This is a genomic window from Peribacillus faecalis (assembly GCF_014712675.1).
GTDB lineage: Bacteria > Bacillota > Bacilli > Bacillales > DSM-1321 > Bacillus_AD > Bacillus_AD faecalis.
In genome coordinates, this window is record NZ_JACXSI010000022.1 from 41167 (window position 1) to 58510 (window position 17344).

Sequence of the window (17344 nt, forward strand, 5' to 3'; positions counted from 1 at the left end):
GGTTATTAGATAAACCTAAAGGAAACCTTATTTTTTCGGAGGGTTTCCTTATTCTCAATTAATCAGCTTTAAATAGTTTAAGAGCATACTGTCTCTATACTTTAATTAATCTGCCATAAGTCGATGAAATCGAAGTTGGTTTTAGGAATAATATCCAGACTTCAAAATAGTCGAGCTGATCCTCTGGTTGGACAAAAACCAACTGTAATTGGGCGAGCAGTTTTGAAGAACCTTTTTTACAAAAAGCCCAGCCACAATTCTTCCACTTTTGTAATTATTTCATCCGCATTTATCATTAATTCTTCCAAATTCAAAAATAATTCGTCCGCTTAAACCACAATTCATCCGCTTACGGCAATAATTCATCTGTATTCGCAAATAATTCGTCCGTCTCCGGAAATACCCCAAAAAAAGCAGCTCCAAAGCTGAAATCCGCTTCGAAGCTGCCCAAAAAATCTCAAAATCAATATGCAGTCCAACCGCCATCAGCAGCAATGATTTGACCATTGATGAAGCTTGAGTCATCGGAGGCTAAGAAGATTGCTAGTTTAGCGATTTCTTGTGGTTCGCCGACTCTTGGGATTAGGGCGGAACCTTTTTGTTGTTGGCCCATACCGAATTGGCTGATGTTTGTCATAGATTGTCCAATATTTGTAGCGACTGCGCCTGGTGCGATACCGTTGCAGCGTATGCCTTTTTGAGAGAACATGAAGGCTGTGTTTTTAGTTAAACCGACAACCGCATGTTTAGATGCTGCATAAGCTGCGCCAGAGCGTCCGCCGTTTAATCCTCCGACAGAAATGTTGTTAATGATGATGCCATTTCCTTGTTCAAGGAATAAATTAGTTGCAAGACGCATTGATTTCATAACAGAAGTAGTGTTTACCGCAAAGACTAGATCCCAGCGGTCATCTGTAATTTCGTTTACCGGTTCCATACCGTCCATAATGCCGGCATTGTTGACTAAAATGTCCAGTTTACCGTATTTGGAAACGGTTTCATCAAATAGCGTTGTCAAATCTTCGTCTTTTGCTACGTTTGTTTGAATCGCGAAAGCTTCTCCGCCAGTAGCAATAATGCCGTCAGCAACAGCTTGCGCGCCTTCAAGGTTCAAATCGGATACTACAACTTTTGCCCCTTCAGCAGCGTAACCTTCAGCGATTGCTTTCCCCATACCGGATGCTGCGCCAGTAACAATGGCAACTTTTGATTGTAATTTCATAGTTTTCATCCCCCATACATTTGTATGATATTGAACATTTGTTCTATAATTATTATAATAGATAGTTTAAAAAGTCACAATAAACAGAAAATGAATAACTGTACATTAATGAACAAAAGGTGAATGTTATGTTCATTAAAGGGGATAAAAAAAATGAAAACCGATCTGAGAGTCATCAAAACAAAGGAAAATTTACAAAATGCTCTGCTTCATTTGCTTGAAGATAAAGAATTGGAGAAAATATCAATCTCTGAATTATGCAAAGAAGCTAGGGTGAACAGGGGTACTTTTTATTTGCATTTCGCAAGCGTCGAAGACTTGTTTTCTCACTATTTTCAAGAAATAACCGAAGATTTGCGTCAGGCATACGATGAGCCTGTCGAAAGAGTGAAACATAGATTGCAAGACCTGCAACCGCATATGATTCGTATATTTCATCATGTGAAAAAATTTTCTCGCTTTTATACCATTGTTTTTAATCAAAACTCACCGCTAATGTATTATTACGATTTATTGGATGTCATCCGCGAACGGCTTTTGAAGTCCCTCGAAACAGATACAGGAGTAACAGAAAAAAACTATCAAGCAAGCTATGCTGCAAATGCCGTACTTGGTATCGTTATTGAATGGGTAACAGGAGGATATAAAGAAACGGTCGAAGAATTGAATGAGATGATCCTGAAGTTTTCAAAAATTTATTAGTGAAACAGGTGATGGCATGAGGATTTTTGCATTGCAGTTAAACAATGATTTAAAAGGCATCGAAACCCGAAAAAATTATATTGAGTCGCTCATAGCCAAACTGGACAGTCCGGATTTCGTCGTTCTTCCTGAGCTTGCGTTTTGCAGTTATATCGGGAATGAAACGATTTGGCAATATGCTGATGTGGAAAGCAAAGATACGTCACAATGGGCGATGAAAATTGCCGACAAATATAAAACATACATTGGAGTCGGTTATTTGGAGAAAGAAGGAAACGATTATTATAATTCGTACATGATTGCTGATGGCAGCCGAGTATATGGGATTGTCCGAAAGTGCGAGGGGGAATCTTATATTTTCAAACGCGGAGATTTCGGACATATCATTGCGATGCCATTCGGTCATGTAGCTGTTGGCATTTGCTACGATGCGCACAGAAAGCATTTTTATGACAATATTAGAGACCATGAAATATCGCTCATCCTTTTCCCGCATGGTGCACCAAGCGACCCGAAAAAGCAAGCACAGGAACGGGCGGTCATCGACTATATGTGTCAGACGTATGCAGAGGCGTACCATGTTCCTGTCGTTTACGTCAACAGTGTAGGCAAACTGGATCCGATGCTCGGCCTGACAGGCAAGCTAATGGCGAAAGAAGGCTTTGTATTAAACGGTTTATCGAAAATCTATCATTTTGAAGGTGAAGAGCTGAGCAGCAGTGTTCAAGAAGTAATTGGACTGGAAGCACAATTAGCAGATAAGAAAAGATGTGGAACGATCAAATTTCAAGGTAACGACCTCATTAAAGGTAACTTCTTGTTCAGAAAGCTGATTTTGCCGAAAGATATTCGAGATGGCGTCCGTTTTTATAAAGCAAAAAAATAAAATATGAAACTAAAAGCTGCTATTCCCCGTAAATAGGGTATATAAAACGATCCCTACATAAAGGAGAATTCAGTCAAATGCATGATAGTAACAAAAATTTAATTACCAGAAGTGTGTTGCCTAAGTTCGCAGGCTCATTAGTTATTGCCTTAATTGGAATGATTATCGGCTTTTTATTCATACCGCCTGCAATTGCAGTCTTGATGCCTTTTGTTGTCATTGTACTGCTGATTATATCTTTCTTTGTCAAATTGAGAAAAAGGAAGAGCGGTTTCTCTTCTAATTTAACGCTTAAGACAGTCTACTTTTTCGTCATTTTAATGGGGATTGGCGTTTATCCGTCGATTGCCTTTTATATATCAGATATAGGTGCTGAATTGGTGCTGCTTGCATTCGGTATCACCACTGTTCTTTTTTCAGTTTTAGCAATTTATGCATACATTTCGAAACAGAACTTCAGCAGTCTTGGCGGCTTTTTATTTATTGCGCTAATCGCTTTAATATTGCTGAACGTAGCGGATATTTGGATTCAGACAGATATTTTTCATATCGGCTTGTCATTTGCGGGTATTTTAATTTTCAGCGGTTACGTATTGTATGATATTTCACGGATGAAAGATGCAGCATTTACCGAAGACGAAGTGCCGGAAGCGGTATTGGATCTGTTTCTCGACTTTTTAAACATATTCTTGGATGTTTTAAGATTAATTTCGATTTTCAAAGATTAATAAGCTCAGTTGATTTGAACGCACGCTTAACATGGGAAAGAAATTTAAAATTAACTGTTGACAGAACCTTCCAAGTCTTGTATATTTCACATATAGATTTACTCGGAATTAAAATATTCGCTGACTAGAAAACTAGAGGCTTCAGGTCCATATATATGGGCTTGGAGCCTTTTTGTTTATAAAATTGTATTTTCTGCACTTATTTTTTAAAATAGGCAATTTTGTATTTCTAAAGTCGAGTAATCTTATGTGAATAATAAAATTAAAAGAGGTGTTTACATTGAGTACAGTAATTATTAATGGAGCAAATGCGAAACAATCGCGAGTAACAGGGGTGGAACAATTTGTTGGGCAGTTTTTGAAGAAAAATAATGTAGAAACAGACGTAATCACAGTTCACGAATTACCGGCGGAAGATTTGATTACAGCCAACTATGCAAGTGAAGCCATCAAAAATGTAAATCGTCTTGTGGAAAAGGCAGATACAGTCATCGTTTTGACGCCAATCTACAAAGCAGCTTATTCCGGAATTTTAAAAACGTATTTAGATTTGCTGCCGCAAAAAGCGTTGGAAAATAAATTTATCATTCCGGTTGCAGTCGGAGGATCGCTGAATCATCTCTTAGCTGTCAATTATGCTTTGAAGCCGCTGCTATCAGAATTGGGTGCAACTGAAATTGCTAAGTCAGTCTATATTTTGGATAAACAAATTTCGAAGCATGAAGATGGAAGTTTTTCATTCGAGGATGAGGTGGAGGAGCGTTTGATAACGGAATTGAAGCCGGTGTTGAAGCGACAAACGCAAAAAGTCTGATGGCGAGGTGAGAGAGATGACTGTTACAGTCCAAGTCAAAGAGAAAGCATTTCTGCATGAAAATAGCAAAAAAGTCGTGCTTGATGATATTGATCTAAAGATCGAAAAAGGTGATTTTTTGACAATTATCGGTCCAAGCGGCTGCGGTAAAAGTACTTTGCTGAAAATTATCGCTGGCCTTGATACTGAATTTAACGGGACTGTTTTAATTAATGAAAAACCGGTCGTGAAGCCGGGCATAACGCAAGGATTTATTTTTCAGGAGCATCGGCTGTTTCCTTGGATGACAGTTGAACAAAATATTGCCGCCGATCTCAACCTAAAGGACGCAGAAGTAAGAAGAAAAGTTGATGAAATGATTGAGATTGTCCGCTTGAAAGGTTATGAAAAAGCATATCCGAGCGAGATTTCAGGCGGAATGTCGCAGCGTGTCGCTATTGCCCGCGCGCTTATTCGTGAACCTGAGGTGCTGCTTCTCGATGAACCGTTCGGAGCACTCGACGCCTTTACAAGACAGCATTTGCAGGATGTGCTAATTGATATTTGGCAAAAAAAGAAAATTACGATGGTGCTTGTGACGCACGATATTGATGAATCGATTTATTTAGGAACTGAAATTGCCATCTTGCGCGCAAATCCGGGCAAGGTGCAAAAATGGATGCGGGTTCCGCTTAGCTACCCAAGAAACCGCACGAATCCTTCTTTTCAGGAGGTCAGGCAGCGAGTATTACTTGAATTTGAAAAAACAGAAATCACCAGCTATACGGATGGAGCGGGGATTTAAGGAGGGTGTATGGAATGAAATTGCGTTTATGGCTTTTAATTGGCTTATTATTGGTGGCTGCCGGTTGCTCAAACAGCGCCGCCAAAGAGCAGGACACGGTTAGAATTGGGATTCAGCAATCGTTAAGTCCGTTATGGATTGCCAAGGAGAATGGCTGGTTTGAAGAAGCGTTTAAAGAAGTCGGTGTTGATGTAGAATGGGTGGAATTCCAAAGCGGCCCTCCGCAATTTGAAGGGATTGCTGCTAATAAGCTTGACTTCACTGAAGTCGGCAATACACCGGTCATTGGCGGGCAAGCGGCTGGTGTGGCTTTTAAAGAAATTGCTGCGACTGCAGACGGATATAAAGCTAATGCCATTCTTGTCAATAAGGGCAGCGATATTCAGTCTGTTGATGATCTGAAGGGCAAGAAAATAGCTGTCGCTAAAGGAAGCAGCGCATTTGGTTTTCTATATCAGGTTCTGGAGCAATCAGGGGTTAACCCGGAAGAGGTAGAAATCATTCAGTTGCAGCCGGATGAAGCACGCCCTGCATTTGAAAACGGTTCGGTCGATGCATGGAGCATTTGGGAGCCGTTCATCTCAATCCAGTTAATTGAAAACGAAGCGGAAGTATTGGTGAATGCGGAAGATATCGGACGTTCTTCTCTTTCATTTGCGATTGCCCGCACCGGCATTATTGAAGACAATCCGGAACTCGTTGATATTTTCATAGAAGTATTTTCGAAAGCAGCTGAGTGGCGTATGGAAAATAAAGAAGAGGCCGTTCAATTATTTTCTGAGCTGCGCGATTTGGATCCGGAAGTGGTAGATAGTGTTTTAACGAACACGAATACTTTTGCGAAGCCGATTACAAAGGAATTCATCGCCAGTCAGCAAGATGTTGCCGATCTACTGTATGAATTGAAGGCGATTGAGAAAGAAATTGATACATCGAAAGTGGTTGATAATAGTTTTGTAGAAAAAATTTCAGTGGGAGAGTAAGACATGAAAGCAAATGTACAAGAATTGTCGTACCCAGTGTCTTTGAAGAATAAGAAGAGACCGACCAGGCACATTCCAAGAGGGGTGAAAGGATTTGTTTTGCCGATTGTGATAGTGGCAGTTTGGCAAATTGTCGCCGATTTAGGCTTGATCGCTGACACAGTGTTGCCGAGTCCATTCCTCATCGTCCAATCATTTGTCGAGCTGATTGTGAGCGGAGAGCTGTTTGGTCATTTGCAAATCAGTGTGTTGCGCGCGCTTGGCGGATTTTTATTAGGAGCAGGAATTGGCTTGTTGCTCGGGTTAATGGTCGGATTTTCGAAACGTTCAGAGGACTACGTTGATCCGACAATGCAAATACTTCGAACAATTCCGAGTTTGGCGGTAACGCCTTTATTTATTCTTTGGTTCGGTTTTGATGAACTGTCGAAGATTTTGCTAATTGCTTTTGCTGCTTTTTTCCCGGTTTATATCAACACGTTTAACGGTCTGCGCTCAGTAGATTCCAAGTTTTTTGATGTAGCCCGTGTGCTGGAGTTCAGCAAGAAGAAACAGTTGACGCATTTGATTTTGCAGGCTGCTTTAAGCCACATTTTACTTGGTATCCGTCTATCACTTGGAGCTGCTTGGCTCAGTTTAGTTGTTGCCGAACTGATGGGTTCTAGTGCCGGTGTCGGCTACATGATTATGGATGCCCGTCAATTTTCACAGACGGAAAAAGTATTTGTTGGAATTATTATTTTCGGAATAGTTGGTAAATTGACAGACTCATTTGTTCGAGTGCTTGAGCGACGCCTATTGAAATGGCGCAACAGTTTTGAAGGTGTTCAATAACAATTAAAAGGAGAGATTGAATATGGAAATTTTATGGTTTATTCCAACACATGGTGATGGCCGTTATTTAGCAACAACAAAGGGAGGACGCGACACGAGCTTCGCTTATCTGAAACAAATTGCGCAAGCTGTCGATCAATTAGGTTATGAAGGTGTTTTGATTCCAACGGGGAAAAGCTGCGAAGATCCTTGGGTGACAGCATCAGCGCTTGCTTCGGTAACAGAAAAGCTGAAGTTTCTCGTTGCGGTTCGTCCCGGCATTATGAATCCGACTGTGGCAGCGCGAATGGCGGCGACTTTGGATCAAATATCAAAAGGGCGATTACTCATTAATGTTGTCTCCGGGGGAAATCCGGTCGAATTAGCTGGTGACGGTGTATTTTTATCTCACTCGGAGCGCTATGAGGCGGCAGATGAATTTCTAACGATTTGGCGTCAGCTGCTTGCTGGTGTAACAGTTGATTTTAAAGGGAAGCATTTAGCTGTTGAAGGTGGAGAAGTTTTATATCCGGGTGTGCAGGAGCCTCATCCACCGATTTACTTTGGAGGATCTTCCGATGCCGGTATTCAAGTGGCATCCAAACATGCTGATGTTTACTTGACGTGGGGTGAGCCGTTTGAAGCGGTGAAAGAAAAAATTGAAAAAGTCCGCGCCAGCGCTGCGAAAGAAGGACGTACTATCAAATTCGGCATTCGCCTTCATGTAATTGTTCGTGAAACGAATAAAGAGGCGTGGGCAGCAGCCGATGAGCTCATTCAATACGTAGATGAAGCGGCAATTCAAAAAGCACAGGAAGCATTTAACCATTCTGATTCTACCGGTCAGCGCAACATGGCGAATCTTCATAACGGCAATCGCAACAATTTGGAAATCAGTCCGAACCTTTGGGCGGGCGTCGGGTTGGTGCGAGGAGGTGCCGGCACAGCATTAGTCGGTGATGCGGAAACAGTGGCAGCTCGCATCCGTGAATACCAGGAAATCGGTATCGAAACATTCGTCTTGTCTGGTTATCCACATCTGGAGGAATCATATCGCTTCGCCGAACTCGTTTTCCCTCTGCTGCAATATAAAACAAAACAAGAGAAGAACAGTGTCGGGGAAACAATCGGTAATAAATATCGTCCGGCAGAAGTCAGCCGCGTTTAATCAAGCGAAATAAGATGACCTCTATTATGGGGGCATCTTATTTTGCTTCTTTGCTTAAATCGAAGCGGGCAATTTCTTCATTCCCAACCGTTACAATTAAAGTGGCCTCTAAAGCATTGGTTATCAATAAATCTAATTGTTGCTGGGTAGGAGCAGGTGGGAAGTCTTCGAAGGTTGCTTCATAACCTAAATCATAATAAATAATGAAATCACTTGACTCATCCGGTTTAAGTACATTGACATAGCTATAGCCCTTACCCACCCCGTGATTTTCATAAGTGCTTTCGTCGAAAAGGTTGAAGCCCATCACTTTCTCGGAAGCAGTCAATAATTTTTCATGCGGCTCGATTTTGACACGCAAGCCTTCTTCTGCGTTCTCTTTTCCGATTTTCCGATTTCCTTCATTTTTTATAGAAAAGGTGTAGTATAGCGACGTAGTGGAGATTTTCTCATGTTTACCATTATCCAATTCGACTTCTGTATAACCCACTTTATGCGGGTCGCTTGTAAGCTCTACTTCTGCAGCAATCAGCCCTATAGATGGAACATTCGAGCAAGCGCCTAAAACAACTAGTAGCGAGAGTATTACTGCATGTAAGATGATTCGTTTCACACACCCACCTCATTTCCTGTTTATTCCATTATAGTCTTAGTTTAGCACCAGAAAGAAGAATTATTTATTTCTATTTAGAGATTTTTAGCGGTTATTTTTTGATGTGACGACACGGAATAAATCGAAATAACAGGCTTGTATTTAGAATCTTTTTTATAATTATCTCGAATTCGAAGCATTTTGCTTGATTGGTTATCACTTGATTAGTAAAGTGATGATAACAAAGGAGTGAGAGCATATGAAAAAGAATACGCGCGGCTCATTAATTTGGCTGCGGCTCACCCGTTTTACGCATCAAAGCAATGGATTATCGAATGAATTTCTGAAGCCATTCGATTTAACATCAGCACAATTTGATGTGCTCATGCAAATATCTAATTATGAGCCGATCACACAAAGCGAGCTGGCAGAGAAGGTAACAGTCACACAAGGTGGTATTTCGCGCATGCTTTCACGTCTTGAAAAAGAAGGGCTAATTGTACGCAAACAAGATTGGAAGACAAAAAACATATCGCTGACAGAAAAAGGACGAAAGAAACTTGAAGCAGCGTTTGAGGGTCAACTTGCATTCCAATCATCATTTTTTGACGAATGCTTATCGTCGGAAGAACAGAAGCAGCTGTATTCGCTTATGTCACGCGTTTATAAAAATAGTCTTGAAAAAAAAGTTACGAACAAAAATAGATAACCGGGAGGAATTTTTCATGTATCAAATACCAGGGCATCATCACATTTCGATGATTACGAAAGATGCGAGCAGCAATAATCATTTTTATCGGGACATTCTCGGTTTGCGCAGGGTGAAAATGACCGTCAATCAAGATGATCCGTCGATGTATCATCTGTTTTACGGCGATAAAACCGGCAGCCCGGGAACGGAATTGTCTTTCTTTGAAATTCCGATGGTCGGACGTACATATCGAGGAACTAATGCGATTACCCGTATCGGCTTGCTTGTGCCGACGGAAGAAAGTCTGCATTATTGGAAACAGCGTTTTGAACAGCATGCTGTTGTGCATGGCGACATTACAACGTATGCGAACAAACAAGCACTACATTTTGAAGATGCTGAAGGCCTTCGCATGGTACTCCTCGTATCAAACGGTGCGAAAATCGAGCATTGGCAAACGTGGGAAAAATCCGACGTACCGGCTCAACACCAAATTCAAGGAATGGGTTCAGTCGAAATAACGGTGCGCCGTCTCGAAAAACTGGGACGTACATTGACGGAAATGTTCGGCTATACCGAAATATCTCGATCAGAAGCGGAAGCGATTTTTCAATCAACAGAAGGAGAAGTGTTTGGTGAAATTGTTGTGAAGCAGGAAGATGGACCGACTGAAAAACCGGGACGCGGCAGCATTCACCATTTAGCGATTCGCGTCAAAAATGAAGAAGAGCTGCACTATTGGGATGAGCAAGTACGGGATCGGGGGTTTCAATCATCGGGCATCGTTGATCGCTTCTACTTTAAAAGCTTATATTTTCGTGAGTCGAACGGCATTTTATTTGAAATTGCCACCGACGGACCGGGATTCACGGTTGACGGCGATATTGAAACGTTAGGTGAAAAACTTGATTTGCCGACATTTCTACAAAGCAGAAGAGCAGAAATCGAAAAAAATCTGAAACCAATTGAGGAGAAATAATTATGAAGCATTTTCGTATCGACCCATCAAAAGGAATGGAAATCGGACTGTATTCGTTAGGTGATCACATTTTAAATCCGCTAACAGGCAAGCGCATTTCAGCTCAGCAGCGTATTAATGAGTTGATTGAAGCCAGCCAATTGGCGGAACAAGCCGGAATTGATGTATTCGGTGTCGGCGAAAGCCACCAAACATATTTCACTTCACAGGCACATACCGTCATATTAGCCGCGATTGCTCAGGCGACAAAAACGATAAAAATCACAAGCACTGCAACAGTTCTTAGCGTATCGGACCCGGTGCGCGTATACGAGGACTTTGCGACAATTGACTTGATTTCTAATGGACGAGCTGAGATTGTCGCAGGTCGCGGTTCGAGAGTCGGCGCTTATCAGTTGCTCGGCGTCAAACTTGAAGATTATGAAGAGATTTTTGAAGAAAAGTTAGCACTTTTGAAACAAATCAATGATGAACAGTGCATTACATGGGAAGGGAAATTCCGGGCGCCATTAAGAAATGCGGAAATTTTGCCGCAACCGAAAGACGGCCATCTTCCAATATGGCGCGGAGTTGGCGGACCACCTGGGAGTGCGATAAAAGCAGGCTTAATGGGTATACCAATGGTGCTGACAACATTGGGAGGACCGGCGAAACATTTCAAGCCTTCTGTTGACGCATACCGCGAAGCTTTGAAAAGCAATGGACTTGACCCTAATACATTTCCAATTGCAACAACAAGCCTATTTTACGTCGGAGAAACAACGGAGGAAGCAATTGACGGCATGTATCCGCATCTTGATTTCGGATTTAGAGCAATCAGGGGTAGCGGTTATCCGAGAATGCAATTCGAGCAGGCGCCGGACACTCGTGATGCGCTTATGGTCGGCAGCACACAGCAAATCATCGAAAAATTGCTATATCAATACGAGCTGTTCGGCATGCAGCGCTTTCTTGGACAAATTGATTTCGGAGGCGTACCATTCGAGAAAATCATGAAAAATATTGAAATCATCGGCAATGATATCATTCCGGCGATTAAGAAGTATACGAAGGATTAAAGAAAGGCGCACCCGAAATTTTGGGTGCGCTTTTACAATTCATTAAAGTCGAAACCTTTTATTATATGGTATAATTTGGTGAAAAGAAAAATAAAAGGGGATAGAAAAAAATGCAAACATCCGAAACCGGTGTATTGCTGCATGAAGATTTTCGAAATGCTTTAATTATTGATAAGTACGATCTTGAATTAAGCCGAATGAGAGGCGATAAAATTGACCAGCTTAGGAGCGAGAACAGCGAAGATGTGATGACTTGGAATGTTTTTAAGAGTTTAAAGCAAATCAACCCGAATTTTTGGCTGAAGCATTTGTTTCATAAAACTTTTGATCTGCCATTCAACTATTGCAGCGAAAACATTGATATTTTATTGTGGAAGAAGTTGAAGCCTGCTGCCAATATAGAGAAAGAAGGTCCGACTGAAGTAGATGTAATCATAGAATCTGATGAATTTGTCTGGGTTATTGAAGTGAAGTATAAGAGTGATATTAGCATGAGCACCACTTATGATGCTTCAAGAGATCAAATAATCCGCAACATTGATGTTGCGCTCCATTACGGACAAAATAAGGATGTCTACGTTTCATTACTCGTTCTTGATGAAAAACATTCAAAAAAAGGAATTGACGTTATGAATCAGTATCAGCAGGCAATTGCAAGCAAAATGGTACTGCCGTATATACCGGCTGATTATTTATCACGACTTAAAGGAATCGGAGTCTTTCAGTGGAGTCGCATTCTTGAAACATTAAATATGTTGCCTGCTAATGTAAGTGAATTTGAAAGATTCATTGCTAACCAGGCAAGAGATTGGCTGATGAAGAGAATCATCAAAGATGGAGCTGTTTTTGATGAGAGCAGAATGTACCGATATTCTTTAACTCGCATATGGGATCCGATAAAAGAAAAGGTGGTTTTCATCTGTCTGAATCCGAGTACTGCTGATGAAATGTACAATGATAATACCGTGAAAAAGTGCATAAAATTCGCAAAAAGCTGGCACGGAGGCAAATATGGCATGATAGAAATAGTCAATTTGTTCGCCTATTGCGGAACAGAATTTTATAAAATCAAGCATGTTAACGATCCAATCGGTCCGGAAACAAACGATTACATAATAGATGCGGCAAAAAGCGCCGGTTTAGTGATCGCGGCTTGGGGTGAAAACGGAACATATAAAAACAGATATAAAGAAGTTTTGTCATTATTAGAAAGTGAAAATATAGAAGTGCATTGTTTGGATGTCTTAAAATACGGACAGCCAAAACATCCTTTATTTGCTAATGGGAGATTGGAGCCGACACCGTACAATTGGAGGGATATAAAGTTTATATTAACTTAATAATTCTAAAAAAACAAAAAATTCTTTTCACTTTCGTTTTTTTGTGATAAGGTGTAAATCATGTAAATCAATTTCATATTAACATTCATAAGTGCTCGCAAATTTGCGAGTTAAAAGGGAATCCAGTGAAAATCTGGAGCAGCCCCCGCTACTGTAAAAGCTGATGAAATCACAGGGCCACTCATTTTAGAGGAAGGCGTGAGAGTAAGGTGAAGCTTGAGTCAGGAAACCTGCTTACGAATGCGTAACTAACTTTTCGGTGGGAGAAGTATAGGCGATACTTAGGGACTATGTTTCTATTTATTTTTGTTTTGCTCTAGTTATTTATAACAATGATCAAAAGCCTGTATTCTTTTAGCCGAGAATACAGGCTTTTTTGCTGTCTAACCTTACACCTGCCATGAGGCCTACAGGATGTAGGTCACATCGGCGAAGACATGCGGACGTGGCGTTCTTAGCCGATGTTCCCTTTTCCTGCCTCGCCCAAGAAACCAAAGGCGGGTTTCTCGTTCGGGGCTCTCACGATGAGAGTCACAGCGACGAAGATATGCGGACGTAGCGTCCCTAGTCGCTGTTCCTTACTTGCAGGTCGCTTCCGCATTTCGGTTCTCGCATGTCTCCTTTTTCATTGATTGGTATCAATGAGGAAAATCAAAATGAAAAAGGACCGGTGACGATTTTTCTTATCGGTATTTAGCGTTTTTACGCTCAAATATAAATAATTTTTTAGGGGAGTAAACGGGATGAAAAAGTATTTAAGCCAATTAATGATGGTGCTATTATCTGTATGTTTATTGGCAGCATGTGGCGAAGAAGCAACAAACAATCAAATAACAGAGAAAGTAGAACAAACATCAAAAACAGAAACCTCTGAGTATCCAAAGACATTTCTAGATGGTCGCGGAGTAGAGGTAACACTTAATGAAAAACCGACACGCATTGTATCAACTACATTAGCGATGGATGAATATTTGCTTGCGATAGTAGATCCTGAGCGTATTTCGGCGGTGACAAAACTATCAACCGACCCGGCAATTTCAAATGTAGCCGAGTTAACAGACAGCATTAAAACAAAAATTGATTCTGTAACAGCAGAACTAGTCATTTCATTGAACCCGGATTTAATACTTGTGCCGACATATGTCGACCCGGCTGTGCTTGAGCAATTAGATGCGGCAGGATTGACAACTTACCAATTGAAGGATGATACATCATTTGATGGCATTTTAGCAGGTCTTGAAGAAGTAGCTGCTCTTGTTGGAGAAGAAAAGAAGGCAGAAGAAATTTTAACAGATATTGAAGAACGTATTGCAGATTTGAAAGAAAAAACAGCAGTACAAGACGTGAAGAAACGCGTACTTTACTTAACACAATATGATTCTTCTGTTACAGATAACACATCAATCGGAGAGATGATTTCGCTTGCAGGGGGGATTAATGTTATTACTGAAGCCGGCATTACAGGTGACGAGTATCCTGATTATCCGAATCTTTCAAAAGAAAAAGTTGTAGAATTGAATCCAGACGTCATTATTACGAGCGATTGGCAGTATGACGGTTCAAAAGCTACATTTGTAGAAGCATGGAAAAACGATTCGGCTCTGAAAAATATAAGTGCATTCAAAAATGATGAAGTCCACGTCATCGACAGCGCAAACTTAACAACAGCTGCGCATTTCGTCATTGAAGGTGCAGAAGATATTTATAATGTTCTTTACGGAGAATAAAATTGGCTAAAAATGTTGTTACATTCATCACATTAATTAGTTTATTTATATGTTCATTGGTGATGGCGACGATGTATGGCGGTGTGACAATACCTTTTAAGGAAACAGTGAAAGTATTACTTTCGCTGCTTCCTTTTGTTCAGTTTGACTACAATCCGATGTACGAAACGATATTAGTGCAAATTCGATTTGCCCGTGTCATTGTCGCTGGTCTGATTGGTGCAGCACTCGCAATATCGGGCGTTGTCATGCAAAGCGTGTTTCGTAATCCGATGGCCGACCCGGGCATTATCGGTGTGTCATCAGGCGGCGCTTTTGGAGGTGTCATCGCTATCTATTTCGGATTTGCCTCCATTCATGCAGTATTCGTACCGCTTTTAGGTTTTGTGATGGCACTTATAACGTTAATGATTGTTTATGCCATATCGACCAGTCATGGTAAGACATCGATGATGACATTGCTTTTGACAGGTATTGCCGTCAGCTCTTTTTTGAGTTCATGCTCGTCATTGTTGATTTCTTTCTCAAATGCCGGCGTCATGCAGCAAATCGTCCAGTGGCTAATGGGTAATCTGAACGGGCGTGATTGGGGAGATGTGCAAATTTTAATAGTGCCGATTATGTTAAGTATCGGTTTATTCATGTATTATGCCAATGACCTGGATATCTTTCTGCTCGGAGAAGAACAGGCGCAAAATATGGGGATAACGGTGCAGCGTACCCGCAACATACTCTTAATTGTCGCATCGCTTGTTACCGGAATCAGTGTCGCGATGACGGGTGCAATTGGTTTTGTCGGACTTATTGTGCCGCATATGATTCGAATGATCATTGGTCCGGCACATCGTTATTTGTTGCTTGCGAGTGCTTTTGGCGGCGCTAGTTTTTTAATCATTGCTGATCTCATTTCGCGAATAGCCATTCGTCCGGCGGAAATTCAAATCGGCATCGTCACTGCTTTCTTCGGTGCACCGTTCTTTATTTATTTGATTATGAAATATAAAAAGCAAGGAGAGTTGTGACATGACAGCAATCTTGCAAATGCGTGATCTGACATTTAAAAGAGGCAATCGTATCATTGTCGATCATATGAATCTATCGATTGAAGCTGGCCAATTTATCGGCTTGATTGGACCAAATGGAACTGGCAAGTCAACACTATTGCGGTTGCTTGCGAAATTATTGAAACCCTATGCGGGCTCCGTTCATTTTGGACAAAAAAACTTGAATGAAATGACTGACATCGAGGTTGCAAAGGCCATTACCTATATGCCACAAACAACGATATTGGATTATCAATTTACAGTTGAGCAAGTCGTCATGATGGGCAGACATCCGCATCGGAAGAAATGGCAGCTATCGCACAAGCACGATTCTAAAATTGTAGAAGATTCTATGAAACAAACAGGTATTGATCATTTAAAAGACCGTTTTATTACAACATTATCGGGCGGCGAGAGGCAGTTAGTATTTCTCGCTAAAGCAATTACACAGCAATCCGAAGTGATACTTTTAGATGAGCCAACATCTGATTTAGATATTTATCATCAAGTGCAAATCAGTGAGATTATTTGCCGTCTTGCGCAAGACGGGAAGACGGTATTGGCGGCAATTCACGACATTAACTTGGCAGCCCGTTATTGCGATCAGCTGTTGCTGCTGCGCGACGGTGACATCGCTGCCTTTGCAGCTCCGACAGAGGCTTTAACAGAGGAATTTTTGCAAAAAGTGTTTCAAACAAAATCATATACGTATGATGACCCGTTTCTTGATAAAAGGCAGGTCATTCCGTATTCTGTGTCTAATTAGGGGGCGAACAACATGAAAAAGAATTGGCGCTATTCAAGCTATCCATTTATGCGCGAGAAAAGCTGTTTAGTCGATTATGAAATACGTACAGACAGTTTGACAACGAGTGTTGGTGCTGTATTTTGCTATTTGACAGAGAAAGAGCAAATCGTTCTGGAAGATTTACGCGTTATTCAAGAAATGTGCTATCACGCTAATGGTTCTGTTCGCGGCAAACTTGCAATTAATGAGGAAGATCTTCGTTGGCTAAGCGGCCGATATGATGAATATGTACGGCTAACAGGTGAAACAACGAAGCAATTCGTGCTGCCGCAAGGGAATGAAGCGGCAAGCGCGCTTCATAGTGCCCGTAGCGATGCGAAAAAGTCATACCGGGCGCTACATAAGGTGAGCGAAGAGCGCGAAGTGCCGGAAATACTTTTTTCCTATTTAGGGTTGATTGCGAATGTTTTATTCGCAATGGCGGTCTATGTGAATCAAGTGAATGAAATCGAAGAAATACCATTTATCAGCAAGTCTTATCCAATGAAAAAACGGAGTAGAAATTAATTAAATTTTCTTACTATTGTGTTTATATGTTATAGTTACATTGTAATTGAATATCGTGTATGAGTTGGTGCCAAACCGAGGTTTGGATTAAAAGGGAAGATCGGTGAAAATCCGGCGCTGTCCCGCAACTGTATTTCGGAGCGTTTCGCAATATGCCACTGTTTTATAACGGGAAGGTGCGATGCGTGTTGAAGATAAGCCAGGAGACCTGCCAATTTCTAGTACACACCAAATACCTACGTGGAAATAGGGGGTGGAGAGTGCTTGAATAAAGCACTGTACGACAAACGAGTTATTGCAGAACGAATAGATTGCTATTCGTCTATTTGAGCATGACATTAACTTGAGTTTGCCATTTCAACCATTTCCGTTCGAGGGAATGGTTTTTTTAGTGTGCCAGGCATGGCAACTATCTAGGCGGTGAAAGTCCGCTGTGGGGGTACACATCGACTAACCACTAAGGAAGCGCAAGGTACTTATCGTGAGGTAAGGGCTGGAG

The 17344-nt window shown here is 41.2% G+C and carries 18 protein-coding genes and 2 riboswitches; of the genes, 16 read left to right on the top strand and 2 right to left on the bottom strand.

Annotated elements, in window-relative coordinates:
• Nucleotides 1-463: 463 nt before the first annotated feature.
• Complete coding sequence (locus IEO70_RS10000) at nucleotides 464-1222, bottom strand: SDR family oxidoreductase (RefSeq protein WP_190998236.1); 759 nt, start codon at nucleotides 1220-1222, stop codon at nucleotides 464-466.
• 153 nt (nucleotides 1223-1375) lie between these two features.
• On the opposite strand from IEO70_RS10000, the gene IEO70_RS10005 reads away from it, so the two are divergent.
• From IEO70_RS10005 to ssuD, 8 genes are all read left to right on the top strand, one after another.
• A complete protein-coding gene (locus tag IEO70_RS10005) occupies nucleotides 1376-1924 on the top strand; it encodes a TetR/AcrR family transcriptional regulator (protein ID WP_190998237.1) in 549 nt (182 codons plus the stop codon).
• A 16-nt stretch (nucleotides 1925-1940) separates the two neighbouring features.
• Nucleotides 1941-2810 (top strand): carbon-nitrogen hydrolase family protein, encoded by an 870-nt coding sequence (locus IEO70_RS10010; protein ID WP_190998238.1) that lies wholly within the window; start codon nucleotides 1941-1943, stop codon nucleotides 2808-2810.
• Nucleotides 2811-2887: 77 nt separating this feature from the next.
• Complete coding sequence (locus tag IEO70_RS10015) at nucleotides 2888-3538, top strand: Bax inhibitor-1/YccA family protein (protein ID WP_190998239.1); 651 nt, start codon at nucleotides 2888-2890, stop codon at nucleotides 3536-3538.
• A gap of 280 nt (nucleotides 3539-3818) precedes the next feature.
• Nucleotides 3819-4352: an NADPH-dependent FMN reductase gene (gene ssuE, locus IEO70_RS10020; protein ID WP_190998240.1), complete on the top strand. Its 534-nt coding sequence runs from the start codon at nucleotides 3819-3821 to the stop codon at nucleotides 4350-4352.
• A 16-nt stretch (nucleotides 4353-4368) separates the two neighbouring features.
• Nucleotides 4369-5136, top strand: a complete 768-nt coding sequence (locus IEO70_RS10025; RefSeq protein WP_190998241.1) for an ABC transporter ATP-binding protein — start codon at nucleotides 4369-4371, stop codon at nucleotides 5134-5136.
• Between the two features lie 14 nt (nucleotides 5137-5150).
• On the top strand, nucleotides 5151-6119 hold the full coding sequence (locus tag IEO70_RS10030) for an aliphatic sulfonate ABC transporter substrate-binding protein (RefSeq protein WP_190998242.1): 969 nt from the start codon (nucleotides 5151-5153) through the stop codon (nucleotides 6117-6119).
• 3 nt (nucleotides 6120-6122) lie between these two features.
• Nucleotides 6123-6953 carry an ABC transporter permease gene (locus IEO70_RS10035; RefSeq protein ID WP_190998243.1) on the top strand — a complete coding sequence of 277 codons (831 nt, stop codon included), beginning with the start codon at nucleotides 6123-6125 and terminating at the stop codon, nucleotides 6951-6953.
• A gap of 22 nt (nucleotides 6954-6975) precedes the next feature.
• A complete protein-coding gene (gene ssuD, locus IEO70_RS10040; RefSeq protein WP_190998244.1) occupies nucleotides 6976-8100 on the top strand; it encodes an FMNH2-dependent alkanesulfonate monooxygenase in 1125 nt (374 codons plus the stop codon).
• Nucleotides 8101-8137: 37 nt separating this feature from the next.
• Here the strand turns inward: ssuD and IEO70_RS10045 are convergent, their stop codons facing one another.
• A complete protein-coding gene (locus tag IEO70_RS10045) occupies nucleotides 8138-8713 on the bottom strand; it encodes a hypothetical protein (RefSeq protein WP_190998245.1) in 576 nt (191 codons plus the stop codon).
• 238 nt (nucleotides 8714-8951) lie between these two features.
• Here IEO70_RS10045 and IEO70_RS10050 point away from each other — a divergent pair, with 238 nt between their 5' ends.
• The 8 genes from IEO70_RS10050 (at nucleotide 8952) to IEO70_RS10085 (ending at nucleotide 16845) form a co-directional block, all read left to right on the top strand.
• On the top strand, nucleotides 8952-9401 hold the full coding sequence (locus IEO70_RS10050) for a MarR family winged helix-turn-helix transcriptional regulator (RefSeq protein ID WP_190998246.1): 450 nt from the start codon (nucleotides 8952-8954) through the stop codon (nucleotides 9399-9401).
• A gap of 16 nt (nucleotides 9402-9417) precedes the next feature.
• Complete coding sequence (locus IEO70_RS10055; RefSeq protein ID WP_190998247.1) at nucleotides 9418-10362, top strand: ring-cleaving dioxygenase; 945 nt, start codon at nucleotides 9418-9420, stop codon at nucleotides 10360-10362.
• A gap of 2 nt (nucleotides 10363-10364) precedes the next feature.
• Nucleotides 10365-11420 carry an LLM class flavin-dependent oxidoreductase gene (locus IEO70_RS10060; RefSeq protein ID WP_190998248.1) on the top strand — a complete coding sequence of 352 codons (1056 nt, stop codon included), beginning with the start codon at nucleotides 10365-10367 and terminating at the stop codon, nucleotides 11418-11420.
• Nucleotides 11421-11530: 110 nt separating this feature from the next.
• Complete coding sequence (locus tag IEO70_RS19865; RefSeq protein WP_206711557.1) at nucleotides 11531-12760, top strand: DUF1643 domain-containing protein; 1230 nt, start codon at nucleotides 11531-11533, stop codon at nucleotides 12758-12760.
• Nucleotides 12761-12832: 72 nt separating this feature from the next.
• Nucleotides 12833-13012, top strand: a riboswitch (cobalamin riboswitch).
• A 491-nt stretch (nucleotides 13013-13503) separates the two neighbouring features.
• Nucleotides 13504-14487, top strand: a complete 984-nt coding sequence (locus IEO70_RS10070; protein ID WP_190998249.1) for an ABC transporter substrate-binding protein — start codon at nucleotides 13504-13506, stop codon at nucleotides 14485-14487.
• 2 nt (nucleotides 14488-14489) lie between these two features.
• The gene (locus tag IEO70_RS10075) at nucleotides 14490-15509 is read left to right on the top strand and encodes a FecCD family ABC transporter permease (protein ID WP_190998250.1); all 1020 of its coding nucleotides are present in this window, start codon (nucleotides 14490-14492) and stop codon (nucleotides 15507-15509) included.
• Between the two features lies 1 nt (nucleotide 15510).
• Complete coding sequence (locus IEO70_RS10080; RefSeq protein WP_190998251.1) at nucleotides 15511-16296, top strand: ABC transporter ATP-binding protein; 786 nt, start codon at nucleotides 15511-15513, stop codon at nucleotides 16294-16296.
• Nucleotides 16297-16308: 12 nt separating this feature from the next.
• Nucleotides 16309-16845, top strand: coding sequence for a hypothetical protein (locus IEO70_RS10085; RefSeq protein WP_190998252.1), 537 nt, complete (start codon nucleotides 16309-16311; stop codon nucleotides 16843-16845).
• Between the two features lie 48 nt (nucleotides 16846-16893).
• A riboswitch (cobalamin riboswitch) is annotated at nucleotides 16894-17075 on the top strand.
• Nucleotides 17076-17344: the final 269 nt, after the last annotated feature.